The sequence below is a fragment of the Amycolatopsis ultiminotia genome (assembly GCF_039536925.1).
In the GTDB taxonomy this organism is placed as follows: Bacteria; Actinomycetota; Actinomycetes; order Mycobacteriales; family Pseudonocardiaceae; genus Amycolatopsis; species Amycolatopsis ultiminotia.
The window spans coordinates 101,570-128,331 of sequence record NZ_BAAAZN010000023.1; the positions used below are offsets into that span (position 1 = coordinate 101,570).

The following is a 26,762-nucleotide window of genomic DNA, read 5'->3' on the forward strand; positions in this document are numbered from 1 at the left end:
AACGCAGGAGGGGCCCCGGCCGGTACCTGGCCGGGGCCCCTCCTGCATTGCCGGGCTAGCTGAGGTACGAACCGCCGAAGTAGTCGTCGTCGGAGTCCGGCGGGTCGTCCCGCTTGCGTCGTGACGGCGGTGGCGCGGGCCGCGACGGCGGGGTGTCCCGATCGGCGATCGGGTTGTCGAAGTCGTCGTCACGGTTGCGCCGCTCGGTCAGCGGGCTGGCGAACTCGTCGTCCGGGTCCTGCTCGGGCGCGCGGTGCCGGGACGGCGGCGGCCCTGGCGTCGCCGGGGGCTGCTCCGGGTGGTGCTGCTCGCTCGAGGACGGGTGGTCCGGCTGCGAGCTGCTGCGCAACGGGTCTTCGCTGGAGTAGCCCTTCGGCGCCTCCTGCTGCGGGGCGTACCCGGACCGGCCGCGGTCGTCGAGCAGGCTGCCGCCGGACGGGCTGCCGGTGCGAGCCTCGAGCAGCTCCTCCGGTGGCACGCCGTCGCGCAGCTCGTCGTACATCTCCTTCGCTTCGCCGAGCCTGCCCGAGGCCAGTTCGCGCACCTCCGGATCGGCGAACGCGCGCCCGGCGGCGACGTCCTCCCAGGACAGTTCTCCGGCGTCGACCTTCCGCTTGATCAGCCGCAGCTCGGGCGGCGCGTCCGGACGGGACGCGGCGGCCTTCAGTGCGGCGATCCGCTCCGGGGTGTCGGGCTTCTTCACCGGCGGCAGCTTGATCTTCTCCAGATCTTTCAGCAGCTGCCGCGATTTGCTGATGGTGCGGTCGAGCGTGGACTCGGCCTCACGGATCTCCGGCGTCTTCCACGCGTCTTCCGACATGGGCCCCGACATTCGGTACTACCTCCTCAGTCGTCGATCCGGCCGCTGATCCGGCCGGTTCCGGACCGCGCCGGCGTGCGCTCCGGCGTGGGCTCGGGAGTGCGGGCGGGCGGTTCGCCGGACGGGCGGTTCCCGTTGTCGGAGGACCGGTTCCCGTTGTCCGAGGAGCGGTTCCCGTTGTCCGACGACGAATCGTCGCTGCTGTTCTCCCGCTCCTGGCGCCGGTTCTCGTTCTCGTCGTGCTGCTTGTTCGACTCTTCTACGCCCTTGTCCGCGGTCTCCCCGATGTCATTGACGTCGCCGACGATATCGCCCGCGTTGTCCTTGATGTCCTTCACATCGCCGCCGATGTTCTTGGCGATGTCCACCGCGTCGCCGATGGAGTGGATGTCCTTGATCTTCGCCAGCTGCGAACCGATGTCCTTGATCGAGTTCCACAGATCGCCGACCTTCTCGATGATGTCGGTGATCATGTCGATGATCGAGATCAGCGCGTTGATCAGCGGCAGCAGTTCGGACAGTGCGGTGATCGCGTCGGCGACCCAGCCCGCGATCGGCACGCATGCCTCGGCCGCCATCACCAGCAGCCGGTCGATCAGGCTCTTGAGCAGGTCGAGCGCTTTCGCGGCGAGCTTCTTCGAGGTGTCCGCGAGCAGGTCGAAGCCTTTCGCGATCAGCTCGGCGATGCCCGCCTCCGCGGTCAGCCCGGCCCGCCAGCCGAGGTCGACGTAGGCCTTGTGCGCCGTCGCGGCGAGTCCGGTCCAGCTCTCGCCGAGGACGCCCTCGTTGGACACCATCACCGCGGAGAACGCCTTCATCGACTCGGCGATGTTGCGCCAGGCCTCGCCGTCCGCGGTCATCTTCGAGAAGTCGCCGGTGAGCGGTTCGATGAACTGCTGGGTCAGCGTGGTGCCGGTGAACTTCTGGTACACCCACTCGACCGCTATCACCTCGACGCCCGCGTCCTTGATCAGGTCCTGGACGTCGTCGCCGGAGGTGTCCTCCGGCGGCTGCAGGGACTCGGTGATCGAACCGCCGTTGTCGTAGCCGCCGGGTCCGGTGCTTCCGCCGCCCCCGCCACCGTCTCCGCCACCCTGCGAATCGCCGCCGCCGGAGTCCCCGCCGCCGTCTTCCCCGTCCTGACCGTCTTCGCCGTCCTCGCCGTCCTCGCCGTCCTGACCGTCTTCTCCATCGCGGCCGTCCTGACCGTCTTCCCCGTCGCGGCCGTCCTGACCGTCTTCGCCGTCCTGGCCGTCGCGGTTCCGGCTGCCGGTCTGGCTGTCGTCGCCGCTGGGGCTGGTGCCCTCGCCGCCGGGGGTGGTGTTGTCACCGGTGTGCGAGCCGGTGTCCGAGCCCGTGGGTGACCCGGTCTGTGACCCGGTGTCCGAGCCGGTCGGCGACCCCGTGTGCGAGCCGGTCTGTGAACCGGTGTCCGAGCCGGTGTGCGAGCCCGTGTGCGAGCCGGTCTGTGAGCCGGTGTGCGATCCCGTGTCCGACCCGGTGTGTGAACCGGTGTGCGATCCCGAGTGCGACCCGCTGTGCGAGCTGTGCGACCCGCTGTGGTGCCTGGCCATGTCCTTCCCCCTCCTCAGACCTGGGTACCGCTGCCGATGTCGTCGGCTTTCATGCCGAACTGGGCGAGGATCGTCGCGGTGTTGTCGTCGTGCTTGGCGTAGTGGTCGGCGGCGGCGGTCATGCCCTGGCTCAGCGAGGTGAGCCGCTCGTCGCCGAACTTCAACGTTTCGCCGTACAGGTTGCCGACGAGGTCGACGACCGGTTGCAGCACCGTGAACAGGCCGGTGAAACCGGACTTGTCGCAGGCGGTGTCCTTCATGTAGTCCCTGATCTTGGAGACCACGTCGTGCAGGCCGTCCACCGCCTGGGCGTAGTCCCGCATCGACTGCGGGTCCACCTCGAACGAAGACACTGGGAAACCCCTCCCCGAGAGCACTCTTGGTTGCCGAACACTATGACAGTGGACGGCGACGCTCGGTCTGCGGTTCCGCGAATTTCCCCGACTTGAGCAGGGCGAACAGGGCAAACGGGGCAAAGCGGGCGAGGGGGTCACGGCGCGTACCGGATCGGCCGCGGGGGACGTATGCTGCGGGGAGGCGAACCAGCGCGGCCCCATCAGGAACTACGTCGTTCCGCGCAGCCGGATCGTTACCGTTCGGCCCGCTCCCGGGCGCTCCGCAGCGATGCTCACGTGTTTCCCGGGTGTTAAAGTCGCGCTAACAGGCGGGCCATCGTCGTCCCGTGCGCTCCCGCGGCCGGCTCACCGGCCATCGCACGAAAACGACGAAGGAGGTCCCCTTCATGATCTTCTCCGCCATGCCCGGCAAGCAGGGTCTGTACGACCCGGAGAGCGAACAGGACTCCTGCGGGGTGGCCATGGTGGCCGACGTCCTGGGCCGCCGCTCGCACGGCATCGTCACCGACGGTCTCACCGCGCTGACCAATCTGGACCACCGCGGCGCCGCCGGGGCCGAGCCCACCAGCGGGGACGGTGCGGGCATCCTGCTCCAGCTGCCCGATGACCTGCTGCGCGCCGAGGCAGGCTTCGGCCTGCCTGCCGACGGCGGGTACGCCGCCGGGATCGCGTTCCTGCCCGCCGACGACGAGCAGCGCCGCAAGGCCGTCGGGCTGGTCGAGCGCATCGCGGGTGAGGAAGGCCTGGAGGTGCTCGGCTGGCGCGAGGTGCCGGTGGACGCCGACCGCGCGGACCTCGGTCCCACTGCGCGCTCGGTGATGCCGTACTTCTCGATGCTCTTCGTCGCCGCCCGGCACGAGGAGACCGGTCTCGAGCTCGACCGGCTGGCGTTCTGCCTGCGCAAGCGCGCGGAACACGAAAGCCTCACCGCCGGTTGCGGCACCTACTTCCCGTCGCTGTCCGCGCGCACCATCGTGTACAAGGGCATGCTGACGCCGGAGCAGCTGCCGCGGTTCTTCGCCGACCTGCGCGATCCGCGGCTCGCCAGCGCGATCGCACTGGTGCATTCGCGGTTCTCCACCAACACCTTCCCGTCCTGGCCGCTGGCGCACCCGTTCCGGTTCGTGGCGCACAACGGCGAGATCAACACCATCCGCGGCAACCGCAACCGCATGCGGGCCCGCGAGGCGCTGCTGGAATCCGACCTCATCCCCGGCGATCTGACCCGGCTGTTCCCGATCTGCTCGCCGGAGGCATCGGACTCGGCTTCCTTCGACGAGGTGCTGGAACTGCTGCACCTGTCCGGCCGCTCATTGCCGCACGCGGTGCTGATGATGATCCCGGAGGCGTGGGAGAACCACCCCACGATGGATCCGCAGCGGCGCGCGTTCTACCAGTTCCACGCGAGCCTGATGGAGCCGTGGGACGGTCCGGCGTGCGTCACGTTCACCGACGGCACGCTGGTCGGCGCGGTGCTCGACCGCAACGGCCTGCGCCCGGCGCGCTGGTGGCAGACCGCCGACGGCCGCGTGGTGCTGGCCAGCGAGGCCGGCGTGCTCGACGTCGCCCCGGCGGACGTGGTGGCCAAGGGCAGGCTCAAACCGGGCCGGATGTTCCTGGTGGACACCGAAGCCGGCCGCATCGTGGACGACGAGGAGGTCAAGTCCGCGCTGGCGGGCCGGCAGCAGTACGGCGACTGGCTGCACGCCGGGCTGCTCAAGATCGCCGAGCTCCCCGACCGCGACCACGTGGTGCAGAGCCACGATTCGGTGCTGCGCCGCCAGCTCGCCTTCGGCTACACCGAAGAGGAGCTGAAGATCCTGCTCGCGCCGATGGCCGCCAAGGGCGCCGAGCCGATCGGCTCGATGGGTTCGGACACCCCGGTCGCCGTGCTGTCGAAGCGTTCCCGGCTGCTCTACGACTACTTCAAGCAGAACTTCGCCCAGGTCACCAATCCGCCGCTGGACGCGATCCGCGAGGAACTGGTCACGTCGCTGAGCCGGATCATGGGCCCGGAGCGCAACCTGCTCGCGCCGGGACCCGCGTCGTGCCGGCACCTGAACCTGCCCTACCCGGTGATCGACAACGACGAGCTCGCCAAGCTCATCCACATCAACGACGACGGCGATCTGCCCGGCTTCGCCTGCAGTGTCCTTTCCGGACTGTACGAAGTGGACGGCGGTGCGGCGGCGCTGCGCTCGGGGGTCGAGCGGGTGCGGCGCGAGGCGTCCGAGGCGATCGCGGCGGGCGCACGCACACTTGTGCTGTCCGACCGCGATTCCGACCACCGGATGGCGCCGATCCCGTCGCTGCTGCTGGTTTCCGCGGTGCACCACCACCTGGTGCGCACCAAGGAGCGGCTGCGGGTGGCGCTGGTGGTGGAGACCGGCGACGCCCGCGAGGTGCACCACGTCGCGCTGCTGCTCGGCTACGGCGCCGCCGCGGTGAACCCGTACCTCGCCTTCGAGACGATCGAGGACATGTTCGCGAGCCGGAGCCCCGAAGGCGCCCGGTTCGAACACAGCGCGAACACCGGCATCGAATCCGCGAAGGCGATCCGCAACTACGTGCAGGCGCTCGTGAAGGGCGTGCTGAAGATCATGTCCAAGATGGGCATCTCCACCGTGGGTGCCTACACCGCGGCGCAGGTGTTCGAATCGCTCGGCCTGAGCCAGGAACTGCTCGACGAGTACTTCACCGGCACGTCGTCGAAACTCGGTGGCGTCGGACTGGAGGTGCTGGCCGAGGAGGTCGCGGTGCGGCATCGCCGGGCCTACCCGGACAACCCGACCGACCGGGTGCACCGCGGGCTCGACACCGGCGGCGAGTACGCCTACCGGCGCGAGGGCGAACTGCACCTGTTCAGCCCGGAGACGGTGTTCCTGCTGCAGCACGCGTCCAAGACCGGCCGGGACGAGGTCTACCGCAAGTACACCGAGGAAGTGCACCGGCTCTACCGCGAGGGCGGCACGCTGCGCGGCCTGTTCCGGTTCCGCGACGGCGAGCGGCCGCCGGTGCCGATCGACGAGGTGGAACCTGCCGCGTCGATCCTGCGGCGGTTCAACACCGGTGCGATGTCCTACGGCTCGATCTCCGCCGAGGCGCACGAGACGCTCGCCATCGCGATGAACCGGATCGGCGGCCGGTCCAACACCGGGGAGGGCGGCGAGGATCCGGAGCGGCTCTACGATCCGCAGCGGCGCAGCGCGATCAAGCAGGTCGCCAGCGGCCGGTTCGGGGTGACCAGCGAGTATCTGGTGAACGCGGACGACATCCAGATCAAGATGGCCCAAGGCGCGAAACCGGGCGAGGGCGGGCAGCTGCCGCCGAACAAGGTGTACCCGTGGATCGCGCGCACGCGGCATTCGACGCCGGGCGTCGGGCTGATTTCGCCGCCGCCGCACCACGACATCTACTCGATCGAGGATCTGGCGCAGCTGATCCACGACCTGAAGAACGCGAACGAGCAGGCCCGCGTGCACGTGAAGCTGGTGTCCTCGCTCGGGGTCGGCACGGTCGCGGCCGGGGTGTCGAAGGCACACGCGGACGTGGTGCTCATTTCCGGGCACGACGGTGGCACCGGTGCCTCCCCGATGAACTCGCTCAAGCATGCCGGCACGCCGTGGGAGATCGGGCTCGCCGAAACGCAGCAGACGTTGCTGCTCAACGGTTTGCGCGACCGGATCACGGTGCAGGTGGACGGCGCCATGAAGACCGGCCGCGACGTGGTGATCGCGGCGCTGCTCGGCGCGGAGGAGTACGGCTTCGCGACGGCCCCCCTGGTCGTCGCGGGCTGCATCATGATGCGGGTGTGCCACCTGGACACCTGCCCGGTCGGTGTCGCCACGCAGAGCCCCGAACTGCGCAAGCGCTACACCGGCCAGGCCGACCACGTGGTGCGGTACTTCGAGTTCGTCGCACAGGAAGTCCGGGAAACCCTGGCACAGCTGGGGTTCCGCACCCTCGACGAGGCCATCGGGCACGCCGAGGTGCTGGACACCGACGAGGCGGTGACGCACTGGAAGGCGAACGGGCTCGACCTCGCGCCGATCTTCGACATGCCGGCGGAAACCCCGTACGGCGGTGCGAAGCGGCGGGTGCGCGCACAGGACCACGGCCTGGAGCACGCGCTGGACCGTACGCTCATCCAGCTCGCCGAGGCGGCACTGGAGGACGCGCATCCGGTGCGGCTCGAACTGCCGGTGCGCAACGTCAACCGCACGGTCGGCACGCTGCTCGGTTCGGAGGTCACCCGCCGCTACGGCGGTGCCGGCCTGCCGGAGGACACCATCCACGTGCTGCTGACCGGATCCGCGGGGCAGTCGCTCGGCGCCTTCCTGCCGAGCGGGATCACGCTGGACATGGTGGGCGATGCCAACGACTACGTCGGCAAGGGCCTCTCCGGCGGCCGGATCGTGGTCCGCCCGCATCCGGAGGCGGGGTTCGCCGCGGAACGCCAGACGATCGCGGGCAACACGCTCGCCTACGGCGCGACCGGCGGCGAGATGTTCCTGCGCGGCCAGGTGGGGGAGCGGTTCTGCGTCCGCAACTCCGGGGCGACGGTGGTCGCCGAAGGCGTCGGTGACCACGCGTTCGAGTACATGACCGGTGGCAAGGCCGTGGTGCTCGGGCCGATCGGACGCAATGTGGCGGCCGGGATGTCCGGTGGCACCGCGTACGTGCTGGACCTCGACCCGGCCAAGGTCAACGGCGAGATGGTGGACCTGCTGCCGCCGGACGCCGAGGATCTGGCCTGGCTCAAGGACATCGTCCGCCGCCACCACGACCTCACCCGCTCGGCGGTGGCCGCGTCCCTGCTCGGCGACTGGACGCGGCGCGCGGCGGCCTTCACCAAGGTGATGCCGCGTGACTACCGGCGGGTCCTCGAAGCGGCGAAGGCGGCGCGTGCCGCCGGCCGCGATGTCGATGAAGCGATCATGGAGGCCGCTCGTGGCTGACAATTGGCGGAGCCCCGGCCGCGAGTGCCGACCGGGTGCGGGTATCCCGCAAGAAACCGAGGCCGCTCGTGGCTGACCCCAACGGTTTCCTCAAGTATCAGCGTGCAGAGCCGAAGAAGAAGTCCAAAGAGGACCGGCTAGCTTCCTGGGGCGAGGTCTACGAAGACGTCGACCCCGGCGAGCGCAACGAAGCAGTGCGCACGCAGGCTTCGCGGTGCATGGACTGCGGTATCCCGTTCTGCCATTCCGGTGGGTCCGGCTGTCCGCTGGGCAATCTGATCCCGGAGTGGAACGACCTGGTCCGCCGGGGTGACTGGGCGGCCGCATCCGATCGGCTGCACGCGACCAACAACTTCCCCGAGTTCACCGGGAAGCTGTGTCCTGCGCCGTGCGAATCGGGCTGCGTGCTGTCCATCTCCCCGCTGTCCGGCGGTCCGGTGGCGATCAAGCGGGTCGAGGCGACGATCGCCGACCAGTCGTGGGAATCCGGGTACGTGCAGCCGCAGGCGGCCGAGGTGGCCTCGGGGCAGCGGGTGGCCGTGGTCGGTTCCGGTCCGGCCGGGCTCGCCGCCGCGCAGCAGCTCACCCGCGCCGGCCACGAGGTCACCGTGTTCGAGCGGGACGACCGGCTCGGCGGGCTGCTGCGGTACGGCATCCCCGAGTTCAAGATGGAGAAGAAGGTTCTCGACCGCAGGCTGGCGCAGCTGCGCAAGGAGGGCACGAAGTTCGTCACCGGCTGCGAGGTCGGCGTCGATCTCACGGTGGCGGATCTGCGTGCGCAGTACGACGCGGTGGTGCTGGCGGTGGGTGCGCTGCGCGGCCGCGACGACCACACCACGCCGGGGCGTGAGCTGAAGGGCATCCACCTGGCCATGGAGCACCTGGTGCCGGCCAACAAGTTCGTGGAGGGCGACGGTCCGTCGCCGGTCGACGCGAACGGCAAGCACGTGGTCATCATCGGCGGCGGGGACACCGGCGCCGACTCCTACGGCACCGCCACCCGTCAGGGTGCGCTGTCGGTCACGCAGCTCGACCAGTACCCGGTCCCGCCGATGACCCGCGACGACGAGCGTTCGCCGTGGCCGACCTGGCCCTACATCCTGCGCACCTACCCGGCGCACGAGGAGGCGGGCGAGCGGAAGTTCGCGGTGGCCGTGCGGCGGTTCGTCGACGACGGCGAGGGCACCGTCAAGGCCATCGAGCTGCAGCAGGTGCGGGTGAGCAAGGACCCGGAGACCGGCCGCCGCGAGGTGGTGCCGACCGGTGACGAGGTCGAAACGGTGCCCGCGGACCTGGTGCTGCTCGCGATCGGTTTCGAGGGCGTGGAGGAAATGCCGCTGCTCGAGGGGCTCGGCCTGTCCCTGACCCGTCGCGGCACGCTGTCCTGCGGTGCGGACTGGCAGACCGAAACGCCGGGCGTGTTCGTGTGCGGGGACGCGCACCGGGGTGCTTCCCTGGTGGTGTGGGCGATCGCGGAGGGCCGTTCGGTGGCGAACGCGGTGGACACCTACCTCACCGGCGCCTCGGACCTGCCCGCTCCGGTGCACCCGACGGCGTTGCCGCTCGCGGTGGTGTGAGCGGCCCGCTCATCGGCGCGCGGCGCGGACGAGGCCGCCGCCGATGACGAGGCACTGGATTTCGCTGGTGCCCTCGTACAGCCGCAGCAGGCGCACGTCGCGGTAGATGCGTTCGACCGCGACGTCGCGCAGTACAGTTTCGCCGCGGACGGGCCGATCCGCCGGTCCGCACCGGAAACGTAGCGTGCGGCGGTTTCGCGGACGAGCGCGCGGCCGGCCGGCACCGCCGACGAGTGCGGTGCCGGGGACGCGGACGTCGGTGAACGCCACGGTCGCGGTCCACGCGCCTTCCTGGCCCATCTTGCGATCGTGCGGGCCGACCCGGACCCCGGGCGTGTCCGAGGGGACGAGGAAGGCCGCGATCCCGGTGCCGTCCTCGCCTGCCGGGTGGGTGCGCGCGAACACGACGAACAGGCCGGCGATCGGCGCGTTGGTGATGAAGCACTTCTCGCCGTCGATGACCCAGCCGCCGCGGTCGTGGCGGGCGGTGGTGCGCAGTCCGGCCGGGGCGGATCCGGCACCGGGTTCGGTGAGCGCGAACGAGGCCACCACCTCGCCGGAGGCAAGCCGTTCGAGCCGCCGCGCCTGCTGCTCGCCGGTGCCGAAACCGACGAGCACCTGCCCGGCGACGCCGTTGTAGGTGCTCGTCGGTTTCGCGCTCCCGCGGGACCACCCTCGTCCGCACGAAATCCGGTACGAGTTTCCGGATCGGCTGGAAGTTCTCTTCGCCGCTCCAGGTCATGTACCCGCCGTTCGCCCGGAACTCGGCGATGATCCGTTCGTTCCAGCCGGTGCCGCACCGGACATCCCTCCCGGTCTCCGGCCGGAAACGTCGATCGCGCCCTGCGTCGGGTTCGTGACCACGGAAGGAATTTCGCCTCTGCAGACCGGGTGCGGACGCTCGCCGAGTGTGGCCTCGCCGGGTCCGCTGGCCGTAGAATTCCTTGCGGGATAAGGAAAAAGCACTCAGTACTGGGGTGGTGCGCCGCGAGTGTGCTGTGGTGGTCCCGAATTCCGGCCACTGCCGGGAGTGGCCACGCCGGAGCGCTTCCGGCGTGGCCGTCCTCACCGTGCGCCGGTCACGGTTCGCACTTCGGCTCCGGTCCCTGGTAGCCCTCGCGGGAGGAATCGTCGATGCCGACCTCGCAGTCGATGGACGGGTCGAGCTTGTTGTCCTTGACGTGCGCGTCGGTCGACTTGTTCTGCAGCCCGATCGCGTGGTCCGGGCCCGCCACCCAGGTGTTGCCCTCGAGGGTGAGCTTCTGGACGTCGTCGATCATCACCGCCTGCGAGGCTTCCTTGGTCTCGCAGTAGTTGTTGCGGAAGGTCCACTCTTCGGAAACCCCCTCGCCGCTGCCGTCGCCCGCCTCCGAGTTCGGGCCCTCGGCCATCAGGCACATGTTGTCGATCTGCTCGCAGCGGTTGTCTTCGATGTCGACGTTCTTGCTCGCGATGTCCTCGTCGTCGGTCGCGAACGTCTGCATGCAGTCGGCGTGCGCGCCGGTGCTGTTGTCGGTGTCGCTGATGGTGTTGTGCAGGATCTTGATGTTGTCGCCGAAGAAGCGCACGCCGTCGCCGTCGCCGCCCTCGGGGGCCTTGACCGTGGTGTTCTGCACCGTCACGTTGTTGGCGTGGATTTCGATACCGGGTGCTTCCGGGCCGTCCATCGTGTAGCCGTCCACCACGACGTTGTCGGCTTCCACGTCGATCCCGCCGACCTGCTCGCCGTTGCCGGAGTAGGTCAGCGGTTTGTCCGGGGTGCCGCCCTTGGTGATTTTCAGCCGATCGGAGGCGGCGACGTCGACGCAGACCACGTCGCCGGGCTGCGCCTGCTCGAGCGCGCCCGATCCGGCGATGTGCCGGGTACAGGCCGGGCCGGGCGGTGCGCCGGGCGTGGCGCTCGCCGCCACGGTCGCGAACGGGACGGCCAGCGCGGCGATCAGCAGGGCCTTGCCGAGCACAGTCGGAGCTTTCACGGGTTCTTTCCCTTCCTGGGGTGGGTCACCGATGCCGGTGGAGCACCGCCTCGTGGCAAGTGCGGTCCGCGCGGACGTTAGCCACACCGTCCGGGACTGGTCCCGGGGCCGAACCGGGGTACGACTTTCTGGTTAGCCGGTACGGACCGACGAGCCGATCCGCGCGGCGCCCGGGAACCAGCACAATCGGAACCGTCGAAGCCGAAGGTCCGATGTGGACCCGCGATTACCGGAAGAGGAACTGATGACCATCGCCGCCGCACTGGCCGATTCCGCGACCAACGGCCCGAATGGGGGGTCCTTCGTGCTCGCCGTGCTGCTCGCTGGGCTGGTGGCGTTGCCGGTGGTGTTCTTTCTCGCCGCACTGTTCAGCGTGCTCGCCAGCCCGCTCACCGGCGGGATGAAGCTGGTGTGGATCGTGTTCGCGTTCTGCGCGCCGTTCCTGGGCCCGCTGCTGTGGTTCGTGGTGGGCAAGCGCAGCGCTTACGAGACCGCCAGGTGACGACGGTCCGGGGAGGTCATCCGGTTCAGCCGGTCCGGATCAGCCCGGTCAGCCAGGTTGCGAGTACCTGTTGCGTCTCGGCCCGGACCTGGTCCGGATCGGCTGCGCCGGCGATCATCCTCGCGGCTTCCATCACCGTGCTGAGCACGAGCTGGGCGAGGGTGCGGACCGGCATGTCCACCAGTACGCCGGAATCCCTCGCATCGGTGAGGGCTTGCACCAGCAGGCCCAGTCCGTGCTCGCTTTCGAGTTCGCGCCACGCCTCCCAGCCCAGCACGGACGGCGCGTCGGTCAGTGAGATGCGCTGGACCTCCTCGCGCAGGCACGCGTCGAGGAACACGGCCAGTGCGGTGGCCAGGCCGGCGACCGGATCGGCGGGCGCGGCCAGTACGTCGGCCACTTCGGCGGTCAGTTCGCGTTCCACTTCCTCCACGACAGCCCGGAACAAGCCCTGTTTGTCACCGAAGTGGTGGTAGAGCGCGCCGCGCGTGACGCCGGCGGTGCGGGTGATCTCCTCGGCGGGCACGTCGTGGTAACCGCGGGTGCCGAACAGCGTGCGCGCGGCCTCGACCAAGGCCGATCTGGTGCTGTCGGAACGTTCCTGCTGGGTACGTGGCACCAACCTAATCTGCCATGACGCCCGCGAAGCGCGTGATGTGCCCGGCGAGTGCGGCCGGCTGGTCCTCCGGGACGAAGGTGTAGGAGTCCGCCACCTCGACCAGCTCGGCGTGCGGAAGTGCGTCCGCCAGCCGGTGCGCGAGGCTGATCGGGAACAGCTTGTCCTCGGGCGGCCAGGCCAGCAGCACCGGCCGCTCGAACCGGCGCAGCCGAAGGGCGGCGGCCAGTGTGTGCCTCGGGTGCACGCTGACCAGCAGCTTGCGCAGATCCCGTCGTACGCCGGCCGATTTCCGCAGCGGGGACAGGTACGCCCGTGCGATCTCGTCCGGGATCGGCCGCTTCGCGACCCAGCCGAACAGGAACGGCAACGGGTAGAGCGCCTTGATCCGCAGCAGCTGCCCGAGCACCGCCATCGATCCGGGGATGCGCGCGGCCACGGGCAGCGGTTTGAAGATCGGCGGGAAGAAGTACTCGAAACTGTCCGACGGGGTGAGCACGACCCGCCCGACCCGCTCCGGGTACCGGGCGAGCAGCAGCTGGGTGATCGCGCCCCCGGTGTCGTTGGCGACCAGCGTGACGTCATGCAGGTCGAGCTCGTCGAGGAAGTCACCGAGCAGCGTGGCGATGCCGGGCGCACTCAGGTCCGCGTCGGACCGCATCGGCACACTGTGCCCGCCCAGCGGCAGATCCGGTGCCAGGCAACGAAATCCGTCGTCCGCCACGGCAGGGACGACCTTCCGCCACAGCAGTGCGTTGGTCAGCACGCCGTGCACGAACACCACGGGGCGGCCGGTCCCGCGTTCGAAATAGCGCAGCTCGCCCTGCGGAAGCCGGACGTGCTGCGACTGGCCGAGTTCATCGTGAAGGGTCATGGCACGGAGAATACGTACATACAGTCTGTATGTAAATTACCTCGGAGGTAATCACGGGCCGGATCGGGAGCCGAGGGACGGCGGACTGCTGTCGACGCGGCGGCCCTCGCGGACGCGTGCAGCGGGCAACGCGGAACGTGGCGGCCTGGCAGGAATGGTGAGGTTCGAGTCGGGGCACGGGGGCCAACCCGGGGCCCGGAGGACGGCGGAGTTCAGGCCGGGACACACCGAGCCAACCCGGGAAATGTCGGAAGTGGGGCCGGTTGGGAGTGCCGGGTGGCGCGGGGATGTTGCGGGTCAACCCGGGAGCGTGGATCGGGCGGGGGAGTGGGGTCGGGCCGGGAGCGTGGGTCGGACGGGGGAATGGGGCCGGGAGCGTGGGTCGGGCGGGAAAGCGGGTTGGGCCGGGAGCGGCGGGGCGAGCCGGGATTCGTAGGTCAACCCCTGGACTCCCGAGTCAACCCTGGAGTGCCGGGCCAACCCTGGAGTGCCGGGCCAACCCTGGAACGCCGGGTGGAGCCGGGATCTCGGTCTTCACCCTGTGGCCGCGGGAGGCGAGCCGGGTTCGGGACCGGTTCGAGTCGGTCCCGAACGGCTCCGAGGGGCAGGCGGGGCCGTCGGGTGCCAGGGGCAGGCGGGGTCGCCGGGTGCAGGGGCGGGCGGGGCCGTCGGGCGTCAGGTGTGGGCGGGGCCGCCGGGTGTCAGGTGTGGGCCGGACCGTCGGCCGAGCAGTCGGTGCACAGGCCCGAGATCGGTTCTTCGGCCGGATCGGTGGCCGCACCCGGGATGGCGTCCAGCCGGCCGCAGTGGTGGCACAGCAGGTGGCGGTGGGTGAGGGTGGCCGGTTCGTAGCGCTGGGCGACGCCGACGTGGTCGAAACGGCGGATGAGCCCGGCCGCCACCCCGGTGGTCAGCACGTCGTGGATGGCGCGGGTGGAGGCCATCGGCAGCCGGTGGCGGACGTGTGGCAGCAGCTCCGCGACGGTGCAGTGCGGGTGCTCGGCCAGGGTTTCCAGGACGGTCTGCCGGGCGGTGGTCACGCGCAGCCCGGCACGCCGCAGCTGGGCTACGGCGTCGAGTGGCGCGGCAGGGGCCGAAGTGGTGAACACCCCTCCTTTGTAGTCCTCAGAGTTGATTAGGTCAATTGTAAGACCCGATCAACTCTGTCGTTGTGAGCCGCTACACTTCACAATGGATCGCGTCAACTCTGCGGGTACCATCCGGGCATGGACGAGTTCGGGGCACTGCTGCGCGAGAAGGGCCTGCGCAACACCCCGCAGCGGCGGGCGGTGCTGGCCGCGGTCGCGCACACCTCGCACGTCACGGCCGCGGAGATCGCGACCGCGCTGCAGGGCGAAGGCTCGGTCGGCGCGTTGTCCCGGCAGGGCCTTTACAACGTCCTCGACGACCTCGTCGGTGCCCGCTTGCTGCGTCCGCTCGAACCTGCCGGTTCGCCGGCGCGGTTCGAGCTGGAAACCCACGACAACCACCACCACCTGGTCTGCCGCGGCTGCGGCCGGATCCAGGACGTGCCGTGCGCGGTCGGCAGCGCGCCGTGCCTCGAGCCGGGCGAGGTCCCCGGCTTCCGCGTCGACCAGGCCGAGGTCACCTGGTGGGGCCTCTGCGAAGACTGCGAGCGCACCGCTTCCTGACCGGTCCGCGCAGCGCAGTGGGAACGACCGGGCGTCGTGATGTGCATCCGGGCACCGGCTGCGTAACCGGCGCCTCCGGGTTACGCAGGGTGCGCGTCAGCCCGAAGTGCGCCTGCGCGGCTCGGCGGTGACCTGGTCTGCGGAGAGCCGGAAGAGCGGAGTCACCCGGCTGCGGTGTCCCTGCCATCTGCAGCGGACCGTATCCTGGCCAGCTTTTCCAGTGCTGCCAACGGATCCGGTCCGGCCGGGTACAGCACGTGGTGGTCCGCGGCGATCTCGGCGAGCCGTGCGCGGGCGTCGCCGGCAGTACCGACGACGGCCAGCTGGTCGACCCACGCGTCCGGGAGACGCCGGGCGAAGTCCGCCGGCCCCTCCGCGGCGGTGCGCAGCTGCCGGAACTCCGCCGCGAACGGCAGCGGGTCGATGTGCGGGGCCCAGTCGGGTTCGCCGAGGATCGCGAGGTTGGGACGCACCAGCGAGCGGGCACGGTCGGCGTCATCGTCGACGGCGGCCACGTGGTAGGCCACGATCTCCTTCGCACCGACGATTTCCCGCGCCCCGCGCAGATACTCCGGGGACACCGGCTCGGCGAGGATCACGCCGTCGGCCACCTCCGCCGCGGCAGCCAGCGAACGCGGGCCGCGGACCCCGGCGTACACCGGCGGTGCGACGGCAGGCGGATGGTCCAGCGCGACGTCGTCGAGCCGGACGTACTTTCCGGACATGGTGACCCGCTCGCCGTGCAGCAGCTTGCGGGTGGCCTCGAAGTACTCGCGCAACAGCGTGATCGGGCTGCTCGGCCACGTGCCGGTCTGCCGCATCCACGCGGGCGTGCCGTGCCCGACGCCCGCCATCACCCGGCCGGGGAACAGCTCGGCGAGTGTCGCCAGATCGAGGCAGGCGAACGCCGGGTTGCGCGCACCGGCAGGCAGGATTCCGATCCCGACACGGATCCGTGCGGTCCGCGCGAGCACCACCGCGGCCTGGGCCACCCCGCCGCGCAGGAAGCAGTCCTCGAACACCCACAGCTCGGCGAAACCGAGGGCGTCGGCGCGCTCGGCGTACTCGGCGAACTGCTCGGCAGGCAAGGTGGGCGGGGCGATGACACCGATCGGGATCTCCACGGCCGCCAGTCTGCCCGGCGAAAGCGGAAGGCCGCGACCGAAATTCGCCGCGGCCTTCCGGATGATCGTCCGGGACGTCCTCCCGGCGGGTCAGTCGGTGCCGAACTCCATCGCCGCCCGGTCCAGCAGCTCGTCGTCGCCTGCTTTGCCCCTGGAGGCGATGACCTGCGCGCCGCCTTCGGGCATCGCGCCGATGAGCCCGGTCGAGGCGGCCTGTGCCGCGCCGATCAGCACCGGGTGGGAGCTGCCGACCATGCCGAGCCCGGCGTACTGCTCGAGCTTCGCGCGCGAGTCGGCGATGTCGAGGTTGCGCATGGTCAGCTGGCCGATCCGGTCGGTCGGGCCGAACGCGGAGTCCTCGGTGCGCTCCATCGACAGCTTGTCCGGGTGGTAGCTGAAGGCAGGACCGGACGTGTCGAGGATCGAGTAGTCCTCGCCGCGGCGAAGGCGCAGCGTGACCTCGCCGGTGATCGCAGTGCCGACCCAGCGCTGCAGCGACTCGCGCAGCATCATCGCCTGCGGGTCGAGCCAGCGGCCCTCGTACATCAACCGGCCGAGCCGGCGGCCCTCGTTGTGGTAGCTGGCGACGGTGTCCTCGTTGTGGATCGCGTTGACCAGCCGCTCGTACGCCGCGTGCAGCAGCGCCATGCCCGGCGCCTCGTAGATACCGCGGCTTTTCGCCTCGATGATCCGGTTCTCGATCTGGTCGGACATGCCGAGACCGTGCCGTCCGCCGACTGCGTTCGCCTCCAGCACCAGCTCGACCGAGGTGCGGAACTCCTTGCCGTTGATGCTGACCGGGCGGCCCTGCGCGAATCCGATCGTCACGTCCTCGGCGGGGACCTCGACCGACGGGTCCCAGAACCGCACACCCATGATCGGCTCGACGATCTCGATGCCGGTGTCGAGGTGCTCCAGCGATTTCGCCTCGTGCGTGGCGCCCCAGATGTTGGCGTCGGTGGAGTAGGCCTTCTCGGTGCTGTCGCGATAGGGCAGGCCGTGTGCCTGCAGCCACTCGGACATCTCCTTGCGCCCGCCCAGTTCCCCGACGAACGCCGCGTCCAGCCACGGCTTGTAGATCCGCAGCGACGGGTTCGCGAGCAGCCCGTACCGGTAGAACCGCTCGATGTCGTTGCCCTTGTAGGTGGAGCCGTCGCCCCAGATCTGCACGTCGTCCTCGAGCATCGCGCGCACCAGCAGGGTGCCGGTGACCGCACGGCCGAGCGGGGTGGTGTTGAAGTACGCGCGGCCGCCGCTGCGGATGTGGAACGCCCCGCAGGTCAGCGCCGCCAGCCCCTCCTCGACGAGTGCCTCACGGCAGTCCACGAGCCGGGCGAGCTCCGCGCCGTAGGCGTGCGCGCGTCCCGGCACGGACGCGATGTCGGGTTCGTCGTACTGGCCGATGTCGGCGGTGTACGTGCACGGGACCGCACCCTTGTCCCGCATCCACGCGACCGCAACGGACGTGTCGAGGCCACCGGAGAAGGCGATGCCGACCCGCTCGCCGACGGGAAGGGAAGTGAGCACCTTGGACATGGGAATAATTATGCACGACGATGTATGAACGTGCATGCCGGGGTGGGGCAGAACACGTTTCCGCTGGTCGGGTGGGGTTCGGCGGATCCGCTACGAGCCTTGGCCGGTTCGCCGGGAAGGCTCCGCGACCCAGGTTAGGCACGGGAGCGGGCCGGACGCGAACGCGGCCGGCCCGCTCCCGTGCCTCTCCCCGGCGGCCGGGTCACCGGCTCCCGGACCGCCGGTCACTTCTGGATGATCGGGGCGAACGCCGCGCGCACGTCGGCATCGGAGGCCTCGACCTGGGTGTCCGGCGGCGGGCCGAGGTCGCTGCCGTAGCTGCGGTAGTGCAGGACCTTGGGGCAGCTCGTGCCGCCGACCTCCACCTTCGTGTCCACCACCAGTTTCCCGGTGCGCAGTTCGTAGGCCTTGAGCGGGACGGCGATCTTGTGGAACGTCACGTCGGTCGGGAATTCCGGCAGGGACTTGTTCTCGTACGGGCAGGTCTGCACCGGTGTGCCGTCCTCGGCCTCGCCCAGGCACACCACGAGCACCGCCTGCGCCGCGTCGGACGCGCGCCAGTCCGCCGGGAACCGGCCGCTGAAGCCGTCGTTGCCGTAGAACAACGCGTGGTTCGTGCCTTTGCCGTACGGGGCCGCGGCGCTGTAGGGAGCCGGGGTGTCGCAGTAGGCCGGTGCGGTGCCGGTCGAGCCCTCCAGCAACCCCCGGACGTTGGCCAGTTCCAGTGCCTGGGTGGCCTTCGTGACGCCCTCTTTCGCTTTCGCCACCCGGGAATCGGCGGGGTAGCCGTCGACGAGCTGCTGATAACGGGTACGTGCGGTGGCCCAGTCCTTCGCGGCCATCATGCGGTCGCCGCAACCGAGGAACGCGGCGGGTGCGGTGCGTGCGACGGTCGCGGCGGATCGTTCCGGAACCGGCCCGGCCGACGCGTGCTCGGACAGCCAGTCGACGATCTCGGAGGTCGTGCAGGCGTCCGGAGTGGGGAGACGGTGGAGGAAGCCGCCGAGCGCGGCGGCGGCCATCGCCTCGTGGCCGGGCAGCTCCTGGCGGACCGAGGCGAACCAGGCGAACGCGACTGCCATCTTGGAGAAGTGCCCGGACAACGCCTCGGCCAGCTCGCCGTTCGCAGTCCGCAGCCGCCGGCAGGCTTCCCGGGTGGCCTGCTCCCCGGACACGAGCGGGGCGTTCGCGACGCGATGTCCGAACCACCGGCCGTCGAGTGCGTCGGTGGCCTTGCCACAGTCGCCTTCGGCGCGGGCGTCGGCGATGGTGTCGTCGATCCGGCCTGCGTCGAACCGGAGCAGGCCCACCACGACGAACACGACCACGGTGACCGACAGTGCGATCATCCGCTGTCTGCCGACGTTTGCACCGTCCCCGCGTGCGAGGAACCATCCGTGCGTCACGACCAGTGCCCACCACCCGAGGACGAGCACTTCGAACCAGAGGAACGGCGCCACCGTGGTCAGCACGACCACGAGCACGACGGTGACCGCGAGGTTGACCGCGGCGAGCAGCCGCCGTCCGAGCAGCAGATAGCCGAGGCCGAGCAGGGAAGCGTTCCCCAGTGCGGCGGCCACCGGATCGCGCGGCTGCGCGGGCGGGTGGCCGGCAGCCTCGGACGTGGGCTCGTACATGGGATCCCTTTCGGTTCACCGGAGCGGCCAGTATCGGGCGACCGGCGCGGGACCGGTCCCGCCTTGGCAGGTTCCGGTCTTCGGCCCGGTATCTCGTCCGACGCGCTGGTGCCGGCCGGTGATCGGATCAATCCCGGCCCCGGCCGGTGGCGGGGTGCCCGGTTGCACCGTTCGGACCAGCGTCGACGGAGTCAGCGGTGGGTGACTTTCGCTCAGGTGCCGTCATCCGGTTAGGCCTAGACCTCTGATCGATCACCGACCTACGCTGCTGGCCGGCCGGTCTGTGGGCCTGCCGTCTGAGAGGGGAAGCCATGACTCTGCTCGGCAGAACCCGGCTCGCCGCAGCGTTCGCGGCGGGGGCGGTCGCCGCCACCGTCGCGCTCGCCCAGCCCGCCTCCGCCTCCGCCGCTCCGGCTGAGCCGCCGGTGGTTTCCCCCACGCCGCAACAGATCAGCCGCGTGCCGGGCGAGCTGAAAGTCCCGTCCACGGTCGTGCTGCTCGTGGACCAGACCACTGATGCGGCAGCGAAGGACCTGCTCACCTCGCTGCTGCAGGCACACGGCGTGAAGCGGATCATCACCGTCGGCTCCGCCGCCGAGGCGCAGCACGGGCTCCTGCTGGTGCGCCTCGGTGGTCCGGACCTGAGCAGCCAGGTGCCGGAGCAGGCCGAGGGCTACGCGCTCACCGTTTCGCGGCTGTCCGGAATCATGATCGGCGGCCGGGACGGGGCCGGCCAGTACTACGGCGTGCAGACGTTGCGGCAGTTGTTCGTCCGGTCCGGAGCCGGATGGGCGGTGAGCGGCGCGACCGTGCGCGACTGGCCGAACATGGCGCTGCGCGGGTCGATCGAGGGTTTCTACGGTCCGCCGTGGACCACCGAGGCACGGCTGCACCAGATCGAGTTCCTCGGCGAAACAAAGGCGAACACCTACGTTTACAGCGCCAAGGACGACGCGTACCTGCGGGCGCAGTGGCGTGATCCGTACCCGCAGCAGGATCTGGCGACGCTGGGTCAGCTGGTCGGTGCTGCTACTGCGCACCACGTCGACTTCACGTATGCCTTGTCACCGGGCGTCTCGATCTGTTTCTCGTCGCCGGAAGACATCGCGGCGGTGAAGGCGAAGTTCCAGTCGGTGTACGACCTCGGCGTGCGGGCGTTTTCCTTGCCGTTCGACGACATCTCGTACACGAAGTGGAACTGCGACAGCGACCAGGCGACCTACGGCGATCCCGGTCAAGCCGCTGCGGGCAAGGCCCAGGTATCGCTGCTCAACGCGATCACCAACGACTTCGTGAAGACCCACGAGGGCGTGCGTGCACTGCAGACGGTGCCGACCGAGTACAGCGATCTCGAGGACTCACCGTACAAGACCGAGCTTCGGGAGAACCTCGATCCGTCGGTGGTGGTGCAGTGGACCGGGACCGCGGTCGTCCCGCCGAGCGTGACCAATGACGAGGCAAAGCAAGTGTCCACAGTGTATGGACGCAAGGTGTTCCTCTGGGACAACTATCCGGTCAACGACTACGACGAATCCGCCGGTCGGCTGCTGCTCGCGCCGTACGACCACCGGGACGCCGGGCTCTCGCAGTACCTCGACGGGATCGTCTCGAACCCGATGAACCAGGAGGCGGCGAGCGAAATCGCCGAATTCGGGGTCGCGGACTTCTCCTGGAACGACACCGGCTACTCGGCGGAACGGTCGTGGCCGCAAGCGCTTGCGCGGCTCGCCGGCGGTGACCCGGAGGCGACTCGGGCGCTCACCGTGTTCGCCGACCTCGAGCACTACGCCCCGTCGTCGGGTCCCGGTCCGTGGCAGCCGCAGGCGCCGGTGCTGGCCGCCAAGACCGCCGAGTTCTGGCAGCGCTGGAATGCGGGCGACCACGAGGCACTGGCCGACCTGCGGGTCTACGCCGAGCAGATCCGCGACGCGGCACCGGTGATCCGGGACGGCCGGGTGGACAGCGCGTTCGCCACCGACGCCGCACCATGGCTGGACGCCACTGCCCTGTGGGGCAAGGCAATGGTGACCAGACTGGACGCACTGGCCGCAGCCGCCGAAGGCGACCAGGACAAGGCACAACAGCTGACCGCAACCGGAGACGCCCTGGTCACTCAGGCACAAGCAGTGAAAACCGGCAACACCAACCGCTGGGGCATCCACCAGGCCCTGGTCGGCGACGGCGTACTCGACACCTTCCTGGACCAGGCAAGAACAGCAGCATCGCCCGATCCCCGCTGACCGGACGCGTCACCCGCCCGAGGCGGGGCTCGGGAACCTCGCCTCGGGCGGGTGACGCTCCGGATCAGGGCAGTAGCCGGATGATCTCCTCCGTGGTTCCGGTTTCGCCGAGGCGGGGGAAGATCTTTCGCACGCTGTTGTCGTGGGCGGCCGGGTCTCGGTCGGTCATGGCGTCGGTGGCCAGGGTTACGTGGTAGCCGTGTTCGTGGGCGGCTCGGGCGGTGGATTCGACGCCGATGCTGGTGGCGACGCCGGTGAGGACGATCTGGGTGACGCCTCGGCGGCGCAGGTGCAGGTCGAGGTCGGTGCCGTAGAACGCGGACCAGTTGCGCTTCGTGACGACGATGTCCTCCGGGTGCCCGGACAGCTCGTCGGCGATCTGGTCCCAGCCTTCGGGCCGGGACTGGGCGCCGCGGGGTGTCTCGGTGCGGCCGGGTACCGCGTCGCCGCCGTCGGCGGACGCGCTGACCCGCACGAGCACGACCGGCAGGCCGCGGGCCCGGAACGCCTCGGCCAGCCCGGCGGACCGGGCGAGCACCTCGGACAATGCGTGCGGCGCGCCGGACAGGCCGAGCAGGCCGTTCTGCAGATCGATGACCACCAGCGCGGCGGATGGGTCGACAGTGCTGACTGGCAACGGAAATTCCCTTCGTGGCACGGGGTTTCCGGCGTCGCGGCCCAGTCCCGGCGACCGGGCCCGCAGCCACCGGCCCGGACGTGCCCGAGGGTAGGTCGACAGGCTGAATTGTTCAACTTTGGCTGTCTACCTCGGCTTGCCGATCAGCGCGCACCCCAGCGTGCCCCGGGGCGCAGCCGACCGCCGTCGCCCGGCCGGGGACACCGCCTTTTCCGGCCAGGACAACACAACGGGCCCGTCCGGGAAGCGTTTTCCCGGACGGGCCCGTCGGCAGTGCTGCTACTTGACCGCCAGTTCACCCAGTTCGGACCAGTCGTCCTGGTCCACCTTCGCGTTCACGATCCGCGGGGTCTCGGCCAGGTACGGCGGCAGTTCGCGCTGCGCGGTCTTGAAGTGGTCGGAGCCCACGTGCGCGGCACCCGCGTCGTCGTCGCGGAACGCCTCGACGAGCACGTACTCGTTCGGGTCGGCCAGGCTGCGGGCCCAGTCGTACCAGAGGCACCCCGGCTCGGCGTGGGTCGCTTCGGTGAACGCGCGCGAGATCTCCGGCCAGTTGTCCGCGTGCTCGGGCTTGACCCGGAACTTCGCGGTGATGAAGATCATCTGCTCTCCTCGTCTCGGTTCGGCTTCAGTGCGCCCGGTGCGGTACCGGCTCGGGCAGCTTCGCGTCCGCACGGATCCGCCGTGCCAGCCGTTCGACGGACACCAGCGCGGCGAGCACGTCCTCGCCACGCACCTCGAACGGCATGCTGTGGATGGTTTCCGCCGGTGCCGTCGCCGCGTCGGCGACGATACGCAGGGTATCCGGATCGTCGGTCCGCAACCCGGCCTCGGTCAGCGTGGTCGGCAGCCCCAACCGGGTGGTGAACTCCACGAACTCGCGGATCTCCGCCGACGGCGCGCCTTCCAGCACCAGCTGGGTGAGCGAGCCGAGGTTGACCTTCTGCCCGTGGGTGAGCCCGTGCGTGGCACCGACCGCGGTCAGCCCGTTGTGGATCGCGTGCGCGGCGGCCAGACCGCCGGATTCGAAACCGAGCCCGGACAGCAGCGTGTTCGCCTCGATCACCCGCTCGACAGCCGGTGTCACCTGGTGCTCACGCACCGCATCGACGGCCTCGATCGCGTTGTCCCACAACACTTCCCAGCTGAGCTTGGCCAATGCGGTGCCGGTCAGCGTCGGCAGTCCGCCTGCCATCGTCCTGGCACCGGACTGCGCGGTGGCCCGCGCCTCCAGCCAGGTGGCCAGCGCGTCGCCGACCCCGGCGACCAGGAACTGCGCGGGGGCGTTCGCGACGACCTGGGAATCCACCAGCACCAGATCCGGGTTGCGGGGGAAGAACCGGTACTCGGAGAACCCCCCGTCCTCGGTGTAGATCACCGAGAGCGCACTGCACGGCGCGTCCGTGGAGGCCATCGTCGGGAAGGTCGCCCAGCGCGTGCCCGCGAGGAACCCGGCGGCCTTGACCGCGTCGATCGTGCTGCCGCCGCCGACCGCGAGCACGACGTCCGCACCGTGCTCCCGGATCACCCCGGCCAGCCGGTCCACCTCGTTCTCGCTCGGCACCCCGCCGAAGCCCGCCCGGTGCACCGGCAGATCCGCCTTGCGCAGCGAGTCCTCGACGTCGTGTCCGAGGAAACCCCACACCAGGTCGTCGGCGACGATCAGCGGGGTCGAGCCCAGCTGTGCCAGGTACTCGCCGAGCTGGTGCACCGCGCCCCGGCCCTGCACGTAGCGGCCGGGGCTGATCAGCGTGCGGGCGCTCACGGGACGAGGATCGCCCGGCCGCGGATGCGGCCCGCGTCCAGGTCGTCGATGGCGTCCTGGAACGACTCCAGCGGGTACTGCGTGGTGTGCAGCCGTACCTTGTCCTGTGCGGCCAGCACCATCAGCTCGCACAGATCGGGGTAGGACCCGACCAGGTTGCCGATGAAGTTGATCTCCGCGGAGATCACGTCGATGGTCGGCACGTCGATGTTCTCGCCGTATCCGACCACATGGTAGTCACCGGCCGGGCGCAGCATGGCGATGCCGTCGTGGGTCGCCCCGCCCTCGCCGACGAAGTCGATGACTGCTTCCGCGCCCTCCCCGTCGGTGAGCTGCTGCACCGCGGCGACCTGCCCGCCGTCGGCGACCACGCCGTGGTCCGCGCCGATCGATTCGGCCAGCTTCACCGCCTCCGGGTTGCGGTCCACCACGATCAGCTCGGCCGCGGTGAGCGCCTTGAGCACCTGGATGCCGATGTGCCCGAGCCCGCCGGCGCCGATCACCACACACCGGTGACCCGGCCGCAGCCGGTGCGCCGCCTTGGCCGCGGCGTGGTAGGCGGTCAGCCCGGCGTCGGCGAGCGCGGCGACGTCCGCGGGCTCCAGCGAATCGTCGAGTTTCACGACACTGCGTGCGGAGGTCTTGAGGTACTCGGCGTAGCCGCCGGAGGTGTCGATACCGGGGAACTGGCTCGCCGAACAGTGCACGTCGTCGCCGGAGCGGCAGGCGCGGCACAGCCCGCAGGTCACCAGCGGGTGCACGATCACCTTGTCGCCTTCCACGACATTGGTCACCGCGCTGCCGACCGCGTGTACCCAGCCGGCGTTCTCGTGCCCGATCGTGTAAGGCAGCGTGACGCCGGACTTCTCCTTCCACTGCCCTTCGAGGATGTGGATGTCGGTGCGGCACACCCCGGCGCCGCCGATCCGCACGATCACGTCGTAGGGCCCGGTGACCTCGGGTTCGGCCAGTTCGGTGAGCCGGAGCGGTTCGCCGTATCCGACGACTTGGACTGCCTTCACGATGCTCGTGCCTCCAACGGGGAAGTGGACGGATCCTGCGGCCGCGGTGCCTGGTCGGCGTCGGACTCGGGATAACGGGTGCGCAGCAGGCCCCGGCAGAAGTGCGCGTTGCCGTCGATCGAGATCCGGATCGAACGGGCGAACCGCAACCGCACCGGAACCTCTTCGCGCGGGTAGGCCTGCCCGTGGTTGTCCACGAGCACCGGCTGCTCCGGCGTGACGGCAAGGCCGAGTGCCTCCCGGCGGCGCAGCAGCGCGGAGGTCGTGCGCCCTTCCGGGAGGTCGCCGAGGGTGACGTCGTGCAGCTGCTCCTCGGCGAGGTCCGGGTCCGCGCGCAGCACGCCGGTCAGCGCGCGTTCCATCGCCGCGGTGTGCGCCTTGCGCCGGAAGGTGAGGCGCAGTTCTTCGAGGTCCTTCTCGGCCTCGCTGCCGAACGTGCCGCGGTAGCCGGCGTCGGCGGCGAGGCCGCGGTTGATCAGGTCCGAATCGTGGTGGTCGTCGAGGCACACCACGACCCGGTCCACCCCGGGCAGCTCGCTCAGCACGTCCTTCGCATCGGAGGCCATCAGATACGCGAAATTGGGCGAACAGAACGAGGTCGGCAGGCGCAGGTGCACGGTCAGCTCGGCGTCGCGGGCCTGGATCGAGCGGACGAACCCGAGATCGGTGATCGGCTCGTCCAGTTCGGGATCGAACACCGCGTCCAGCGCGCGGCGAGCGCGTTCTTCGAGCGCGGGCATCAGGCCACCGCCACGGCTTCGGTGCTCGCCTCCGCCGGAGGGTTGGCCACCTGCAGTTCGGCGGGTACCTCGATGTCGTACATCGCGGCCGCGTTCAGGCCGAGGATCTTCTTCTTGACCTCGGTGGTGAGCGCCGGGTACTCGGTCATGTCCTCGGGGATCTGGAAGTCGACGAACTTCTCCACGAGCCACTTCGGCGTCCAGATCGCGTAGTCACTGGAGAACTGGATCCGGTTCTCGTCCAGCCAGTACAGCAGTTCGCCGATGATCTGCGCGAAGTAGCGCGGGCGGGAGTGGATGAACGGCATCGCCACGGCGAGCCCGGCGTGCACGTTCGGCTCCTGCGTGGCGATCCAGCAGAAGTCCTCCAGCCGGGGCAGGCCGCAGTGTTCGATCACGAAGTTCAGGTCGGTGAAGTCGGTGGCGACCTTGTCCACGTCGGCGACGTCGAACGCGTCGCGGTCCAGCGGGCGGATGGTCGGGCCCTTGTGGATGTGGATGTTCTTGATGCCCAGCTCCTGCGCGGCCTCCAGGTACCGGTAGCTCCACTTGTCGTCGAGCTTCCAGCCGCGGGAGTCACCGAACCATTCGGCGGTGTAGAGCTTGGCGCCCTTGAGGTTGAACCGCTTCGCGTCCTCGCGCAGCTGCTTCAGCCCGTCCTCGCCGAAGCGCGGGTCCCAGCAGTGGTTGTAGGTGAGCTTGTCCGGATGCTTCTGCGCGAGCGCGAATGCCTCCTCGGTCTGGCCGAAGTTGTTGCGGTAGAACGCGGGCAGCGCGGCGGGCTGGAAGATCGCGTGGTCCACGTAGCCGTCGGTGAAGATGTCCTTCATCAGCCGCTCGCCGCCCTGGTAGAGGTACTCCTCGTAGGGCCACACCTCGGACTCCGGGCTGAGGTTGCGGTGGTAGTCGTAGAAGCAGTCGATGAACTGCTTGCCGTGGATGTTGCGCTGGTTCTCGGGGCGGGCGTCCCAGAGCGCGATGTGCGCGTCCAGGATGTAGTAGTTCTCGCCGTCCTTGGTGTACATGGTCTTCCTCCGCCTTCGTGGCTGCGTCGGCACGTCAGTCCCCGGACGGTAAGACGGTTCGCGCAGGTCAGCGAGGGGACCGATGTCTCAGTTTGAGACATCGGGACGTTCCACCGGCTACGCTGGAGGTT

22 protein-coding genes are annotated in these 26,762 nt (G+C 69.8%); 5 read left to right on the forward strand and 17 right to left on the reverse strand.

The annotated features are described in order from the left end of the window. Positions 1 to 55: 55 nt before the first annotated feature. Genes ABD793_RS36795 through ABD793_RS36805 form a run of 3 tightly spaced genes read right to left on the reverse strand, consistent with a single transcriptional unit; the run spans position 56 to position 2,747 of the window. Entirely contained in the window at positions 56 to 820 is a 765-nt protein-coding gene (locus ABD793_RS36795; RefSeq protein ID WP_344868065.1) for a hypothetical protein, read from the reverse strand. A 26-nt stretch (positions 821 to 846) separates the two neighbouring features. Beyond that, positions 847 to 2,394 carry a hypothetical protein gene (locus tag ABD793_RS36800; RefSeq protein ID WP_344868066.1) on the reverse strand — a complete coding sequence of 516 codons (1,548 nt, stop codon included), beginning with the start codon at positions 2,392 to 2,394 and terminating at the stop codon, positions 847 to 849. Between the two features lie 14 nt (positions 2,395 to 2,408). After that, the gene (locus tag ABD793_RS36805; RefSeq protein WP_344868067.1) at positions 2,409 to 2,747 is read right to left on the reverse strand and encodes a hypothetical protein; all 339 of its coding nucleotides are present in this window, start codon (positions 2,745 to 2,747) and stop codon (positions 2,409 to 2,411) included. A 389-nt stretch (positions 2,748 to 3,136) separates the two neighbouring features. Between ABD793_RS36805 and gltB the strand changes: the two genes are divergently transcribed. Beyond that, positions 3,137 to 7,708, forward strand: a complete 4,572-nt coding sequence (gltB, locus tag ABD793_RS36810; RefSeq protein ID WP_344868069.1) for a glutamate synthase large subunit — start codon at positions 3,137 to 3,139, stop codon at positions 7,706 to 7,708. A 68-nt stretch (positions 7,709 to 7,776) separates the two neighbouring features. Beyond that, positions 7,777 to 9,285, forward strand: a complete 1,509-nt coding sequence (locus ABD793_RS36815) for a glutamate synthase subunit beta (RefSeq protein ID WP_344868070.1) — start codon at positions 7,777 to 7,779, stop codon at positions 9,283 to 9,285. Positions 9,286 to 9,294: 9 nt separating this feature from the next. Here ABD793_RS36815 and ABD793_RS36820 read toward each other — a convergent pair whose 3' ends face one another. After that, positions 9,295 to 9,903 carry an acyl-CoA dehydrogenase family protein gene (locus ABD793_RS36820; protein WP_344868072.1) on the reverse strand — a complete coding sequence of 203 codons (609 nt, stop codon included), beginning with the start codon at positions 9,901 to 9,903 and terminating at the stop codon, positions 9,295 to 9,297. Between the two features lie 461 nt (positions 9,904 to 10,364). After that, the gene (locus ABD793_RS36825) at positions 10,365 to 11,261 is read right to left on the reverse strand and encodes a right-handed parallel beta-helix repeat-containing protein (RefSeq protein ID WP_344868073.1); all 897 of its coding nucleotides are present in this window, start codon (positions 11,259 to 11,261) and stop codon (positions 10,365 to 10,367) included. 244 nt (positions 11,262 to 11,505) lie between these two features. On the opposite strand from ABD793_RS36825, the gene ABD793_RS36830 reads away from it, so the two are divergent. Further along, the gene (locus tag ABD793_RS36830) at positions 11,506 to 11,763 is read left to right on the forward strand and encodes a PLD nuclease N-terminal domain-containing protein (protein WP_344868074.1); all 258 of its coding nucleotides are present in this window, start codon (positions 11,506 to 11,508) and stop codon (positions 11,761 to 11,763) included. A gap of 25 nt (positions 11,764 to 11,788) precedes the next feature. On the opposite strand, the gene ABD793_RS36835 is transcribed toward ABD793_RS36830, so the two are convergent. The 3 genes from ABD793_RS36835 to ABD793_RS36845 all read right to left on the reverse strand — a co-directional run bounded on the left by ABD793_RS36835 (position 11,789) and on the right by ABD793_RS36845 (position 14,362). After that, positions 11,789 to 12,382, reverse strand: coding sequence for a TetR/AcrR family transcriptional regulator (locus tag ABD793_RS36835; RefSeq protein ID WP_344868075.1), 594 nt, complete (start codon positions 12,380 to 12,382; stop codon positions 11,789 to 11,791). Between the two features lie 4 nt (positions 12,383 to 12,386). Then, complete coding sequence (locus ABD793_RS36840) at positions 12,387 to 13,253, reverse strand: alpha/beta fold hydrolase (protein WP_344868076.1); 867 nt, start codon at positions 13,251 to 13,253, stop codon at positions 12,387 to 12,389. Positions 13,254 to 13,954: 701 nt separating this feature from the next. Further along, positions 13,955 to 14,362, reverse strand: a complete 408-nt coding sequence (locus tag ABD793_RS36845) for a Fur family transcriptional regulator (protein WP_344868077.1) — start codon at positions 14,360 to 14,362, stop codon at positions 13,955 to 13,957. A 117-nt stretch (positions 14,363 to 14,479) separates the two neighbouring features. Between ABD793_RS36845 and ABD793_RS36850 the strand changes: the two genes are divergently transcribed. Beyond that, positions 14,480 to 14,905 carry a Fur family transcriptional regulator gene (locus tag ABD793_RS36850; RefSeq protein ID WP_344868078.1) on the forward strand — a complete coding sequence of 142 codons (426 nt, stop codon included), beginning with the start codon at positions 14,480 to 14,482 and terminating at the stop codon, positions 14,903 to 14,905. A 161-nt stretch (positions 14,906 to 15,066) separates the two neighbouring features. Here ABD793_RS36850 and ABD793_RS36855 read toward each other — a convergent pair whose 3' ends face one another. The 3 genes from ABD793_RS36855 to ABD793_RS36865 all read right to left on the reverse strand — a co-directional run bounded on the left by ABD793_RS36855 (position 15,067) and on the right by ABD793_RS36865 (position 19,202). Continuing rightward, on the reverse strand, positions 15,067 to 16,029 hold the full coding sequence (locus ABD793_RS36855; protein ID WP_344868079.1) for an LLM class flavin-dependent oxidoreductase: 963 nt from the start codon (positions 16,027 to 16,029) through the stop codon (positions 15,067 to 15,069). Between the two features lie 90 nt (positions 16,030 to 16,119). Further along, on the reverse strand, positions 16,120 to 17,565 hold the full coding sequence (gene argG, locus ABD793_RS36860) for an argininosuccinate synthase (protein WP_344868080.1): 1,446 nt from the start codon (positions 17,563 to 17,565) through the stop codon (positions 16,120 to 16,122). Positions 17,566 to 17,789: 224 nt separating this feature from the next. Further along, a complete protein-coding gene (locus tag ABD793_RS36865; RefSeq protein ID WP_344868081.1) occupies positions 17,790 to 19,202 on the reverse strand; it encodes a tol-pal system YbgF family protein in 1,413 nt (470 codons plus the stop codon). 311 nt (positions 19,203 to 19,513) lie between these two features. Between ABD793_RS36865 and ABD793_RS36870 the strand changes: the two genes are divergently transcribed. After that, positions 19,514 to 21,442 (forward strand): glycoside hydrolase family 84 protein, encoded by a 1,929-nt coding sequence (locus ABD793_RS36870; RefSeq protein ID WP_344868082.1) that lies wholly within the window; start codon positions 19,514 to 19,516, stop codon positions 21,440 to 21,442. 64 nt (positions 21,443 to 21,506) lie between these two features. Here the strand turns inward: ABD793_RS36870 and ABD793_RS36875 are convergent, their stop codons facing one another. From ABD793_RS36875 to ABD793_RS36900, 6 genes are all read right to left on the reverse strand, one after another. Beyond that, the gene (locus ABD793_RS36875; protein ID WP_344868083.1) at positions 21,507 to 22,079 is read right to left on the reverse strand and encodes a hydrolase; all 573 of its coding nucleotides are present in this window, start codon (positions 22,077 to 22,079) and stop codon (positions 21,507 to 21,509) included. 279 nt (positions 22,080 to 22,358) lie between these two features. Further along, entirely contained in the window at positions 22,359 to 22,682 is a 324-nt protein-coding gene (locus ABD793_RS36880) for a putative quinol monooxygenase (RefSeq protein WP_344868084.1), read from the reverse strand. A gap of 25 nt (positions 22,683 to 22,707) precedes the next feature. Further along, positions 22,708 to 23,844, reverse strand: coding sequence for a glycerol dehydrogenase (locus tag ABD793_RS36885; protein WP_344868085.1), 1,137 nt, complete (start codon positions 23,842 to 23,844; stop codon positions 22,708 to 22,710). Beyond that, entirely contained in the window at positions 23,841 to 24,866 is a 1,026-nt protein-coding gene (locus tag ABD793_RS36890) for an NAD(P)-dependent alcohol dehydrogenase (RefSeq protein WP_344868086.1), read from the reverse strand. The genes ABD793_RS36885 and ABD793_RS36890 overlap by 4 nt, the downstream gene beginning before the upstream one ends. Beyond that, positions 24,863 to 25,606 (reverse strand): iron-sulfur cluster assembly protein, encoded by a 744-nt coding sequence (locus tag ABD793_RS36895; protein WP_344868087.1) that lies wholly within the window; start codon positions 25,604 to 25,606, stop codon positions 24,863 to 24,865. Before ABD793_RS36895 ends, ABD793_RS36890 begins: the two co-directional genes overlap by 4 nt. Next, complete coding sequence (locus ABD793_RS36900) at positions 25,606 to 26,631, reverse strand: amidohydrolase family protein (protein WP_344868088.1); 1,026 nt, start codon at positions 26,629 to 26,631, stop codon at positions 25,606 to 25,608. The genes ABD793_RS36895 and ABD793_RS36900 overlap by 1 nt, the downstream gene beginning before the upstream one ends. Positions 26,632 to 26,762 lie beyond the last annotated feature (131 nt).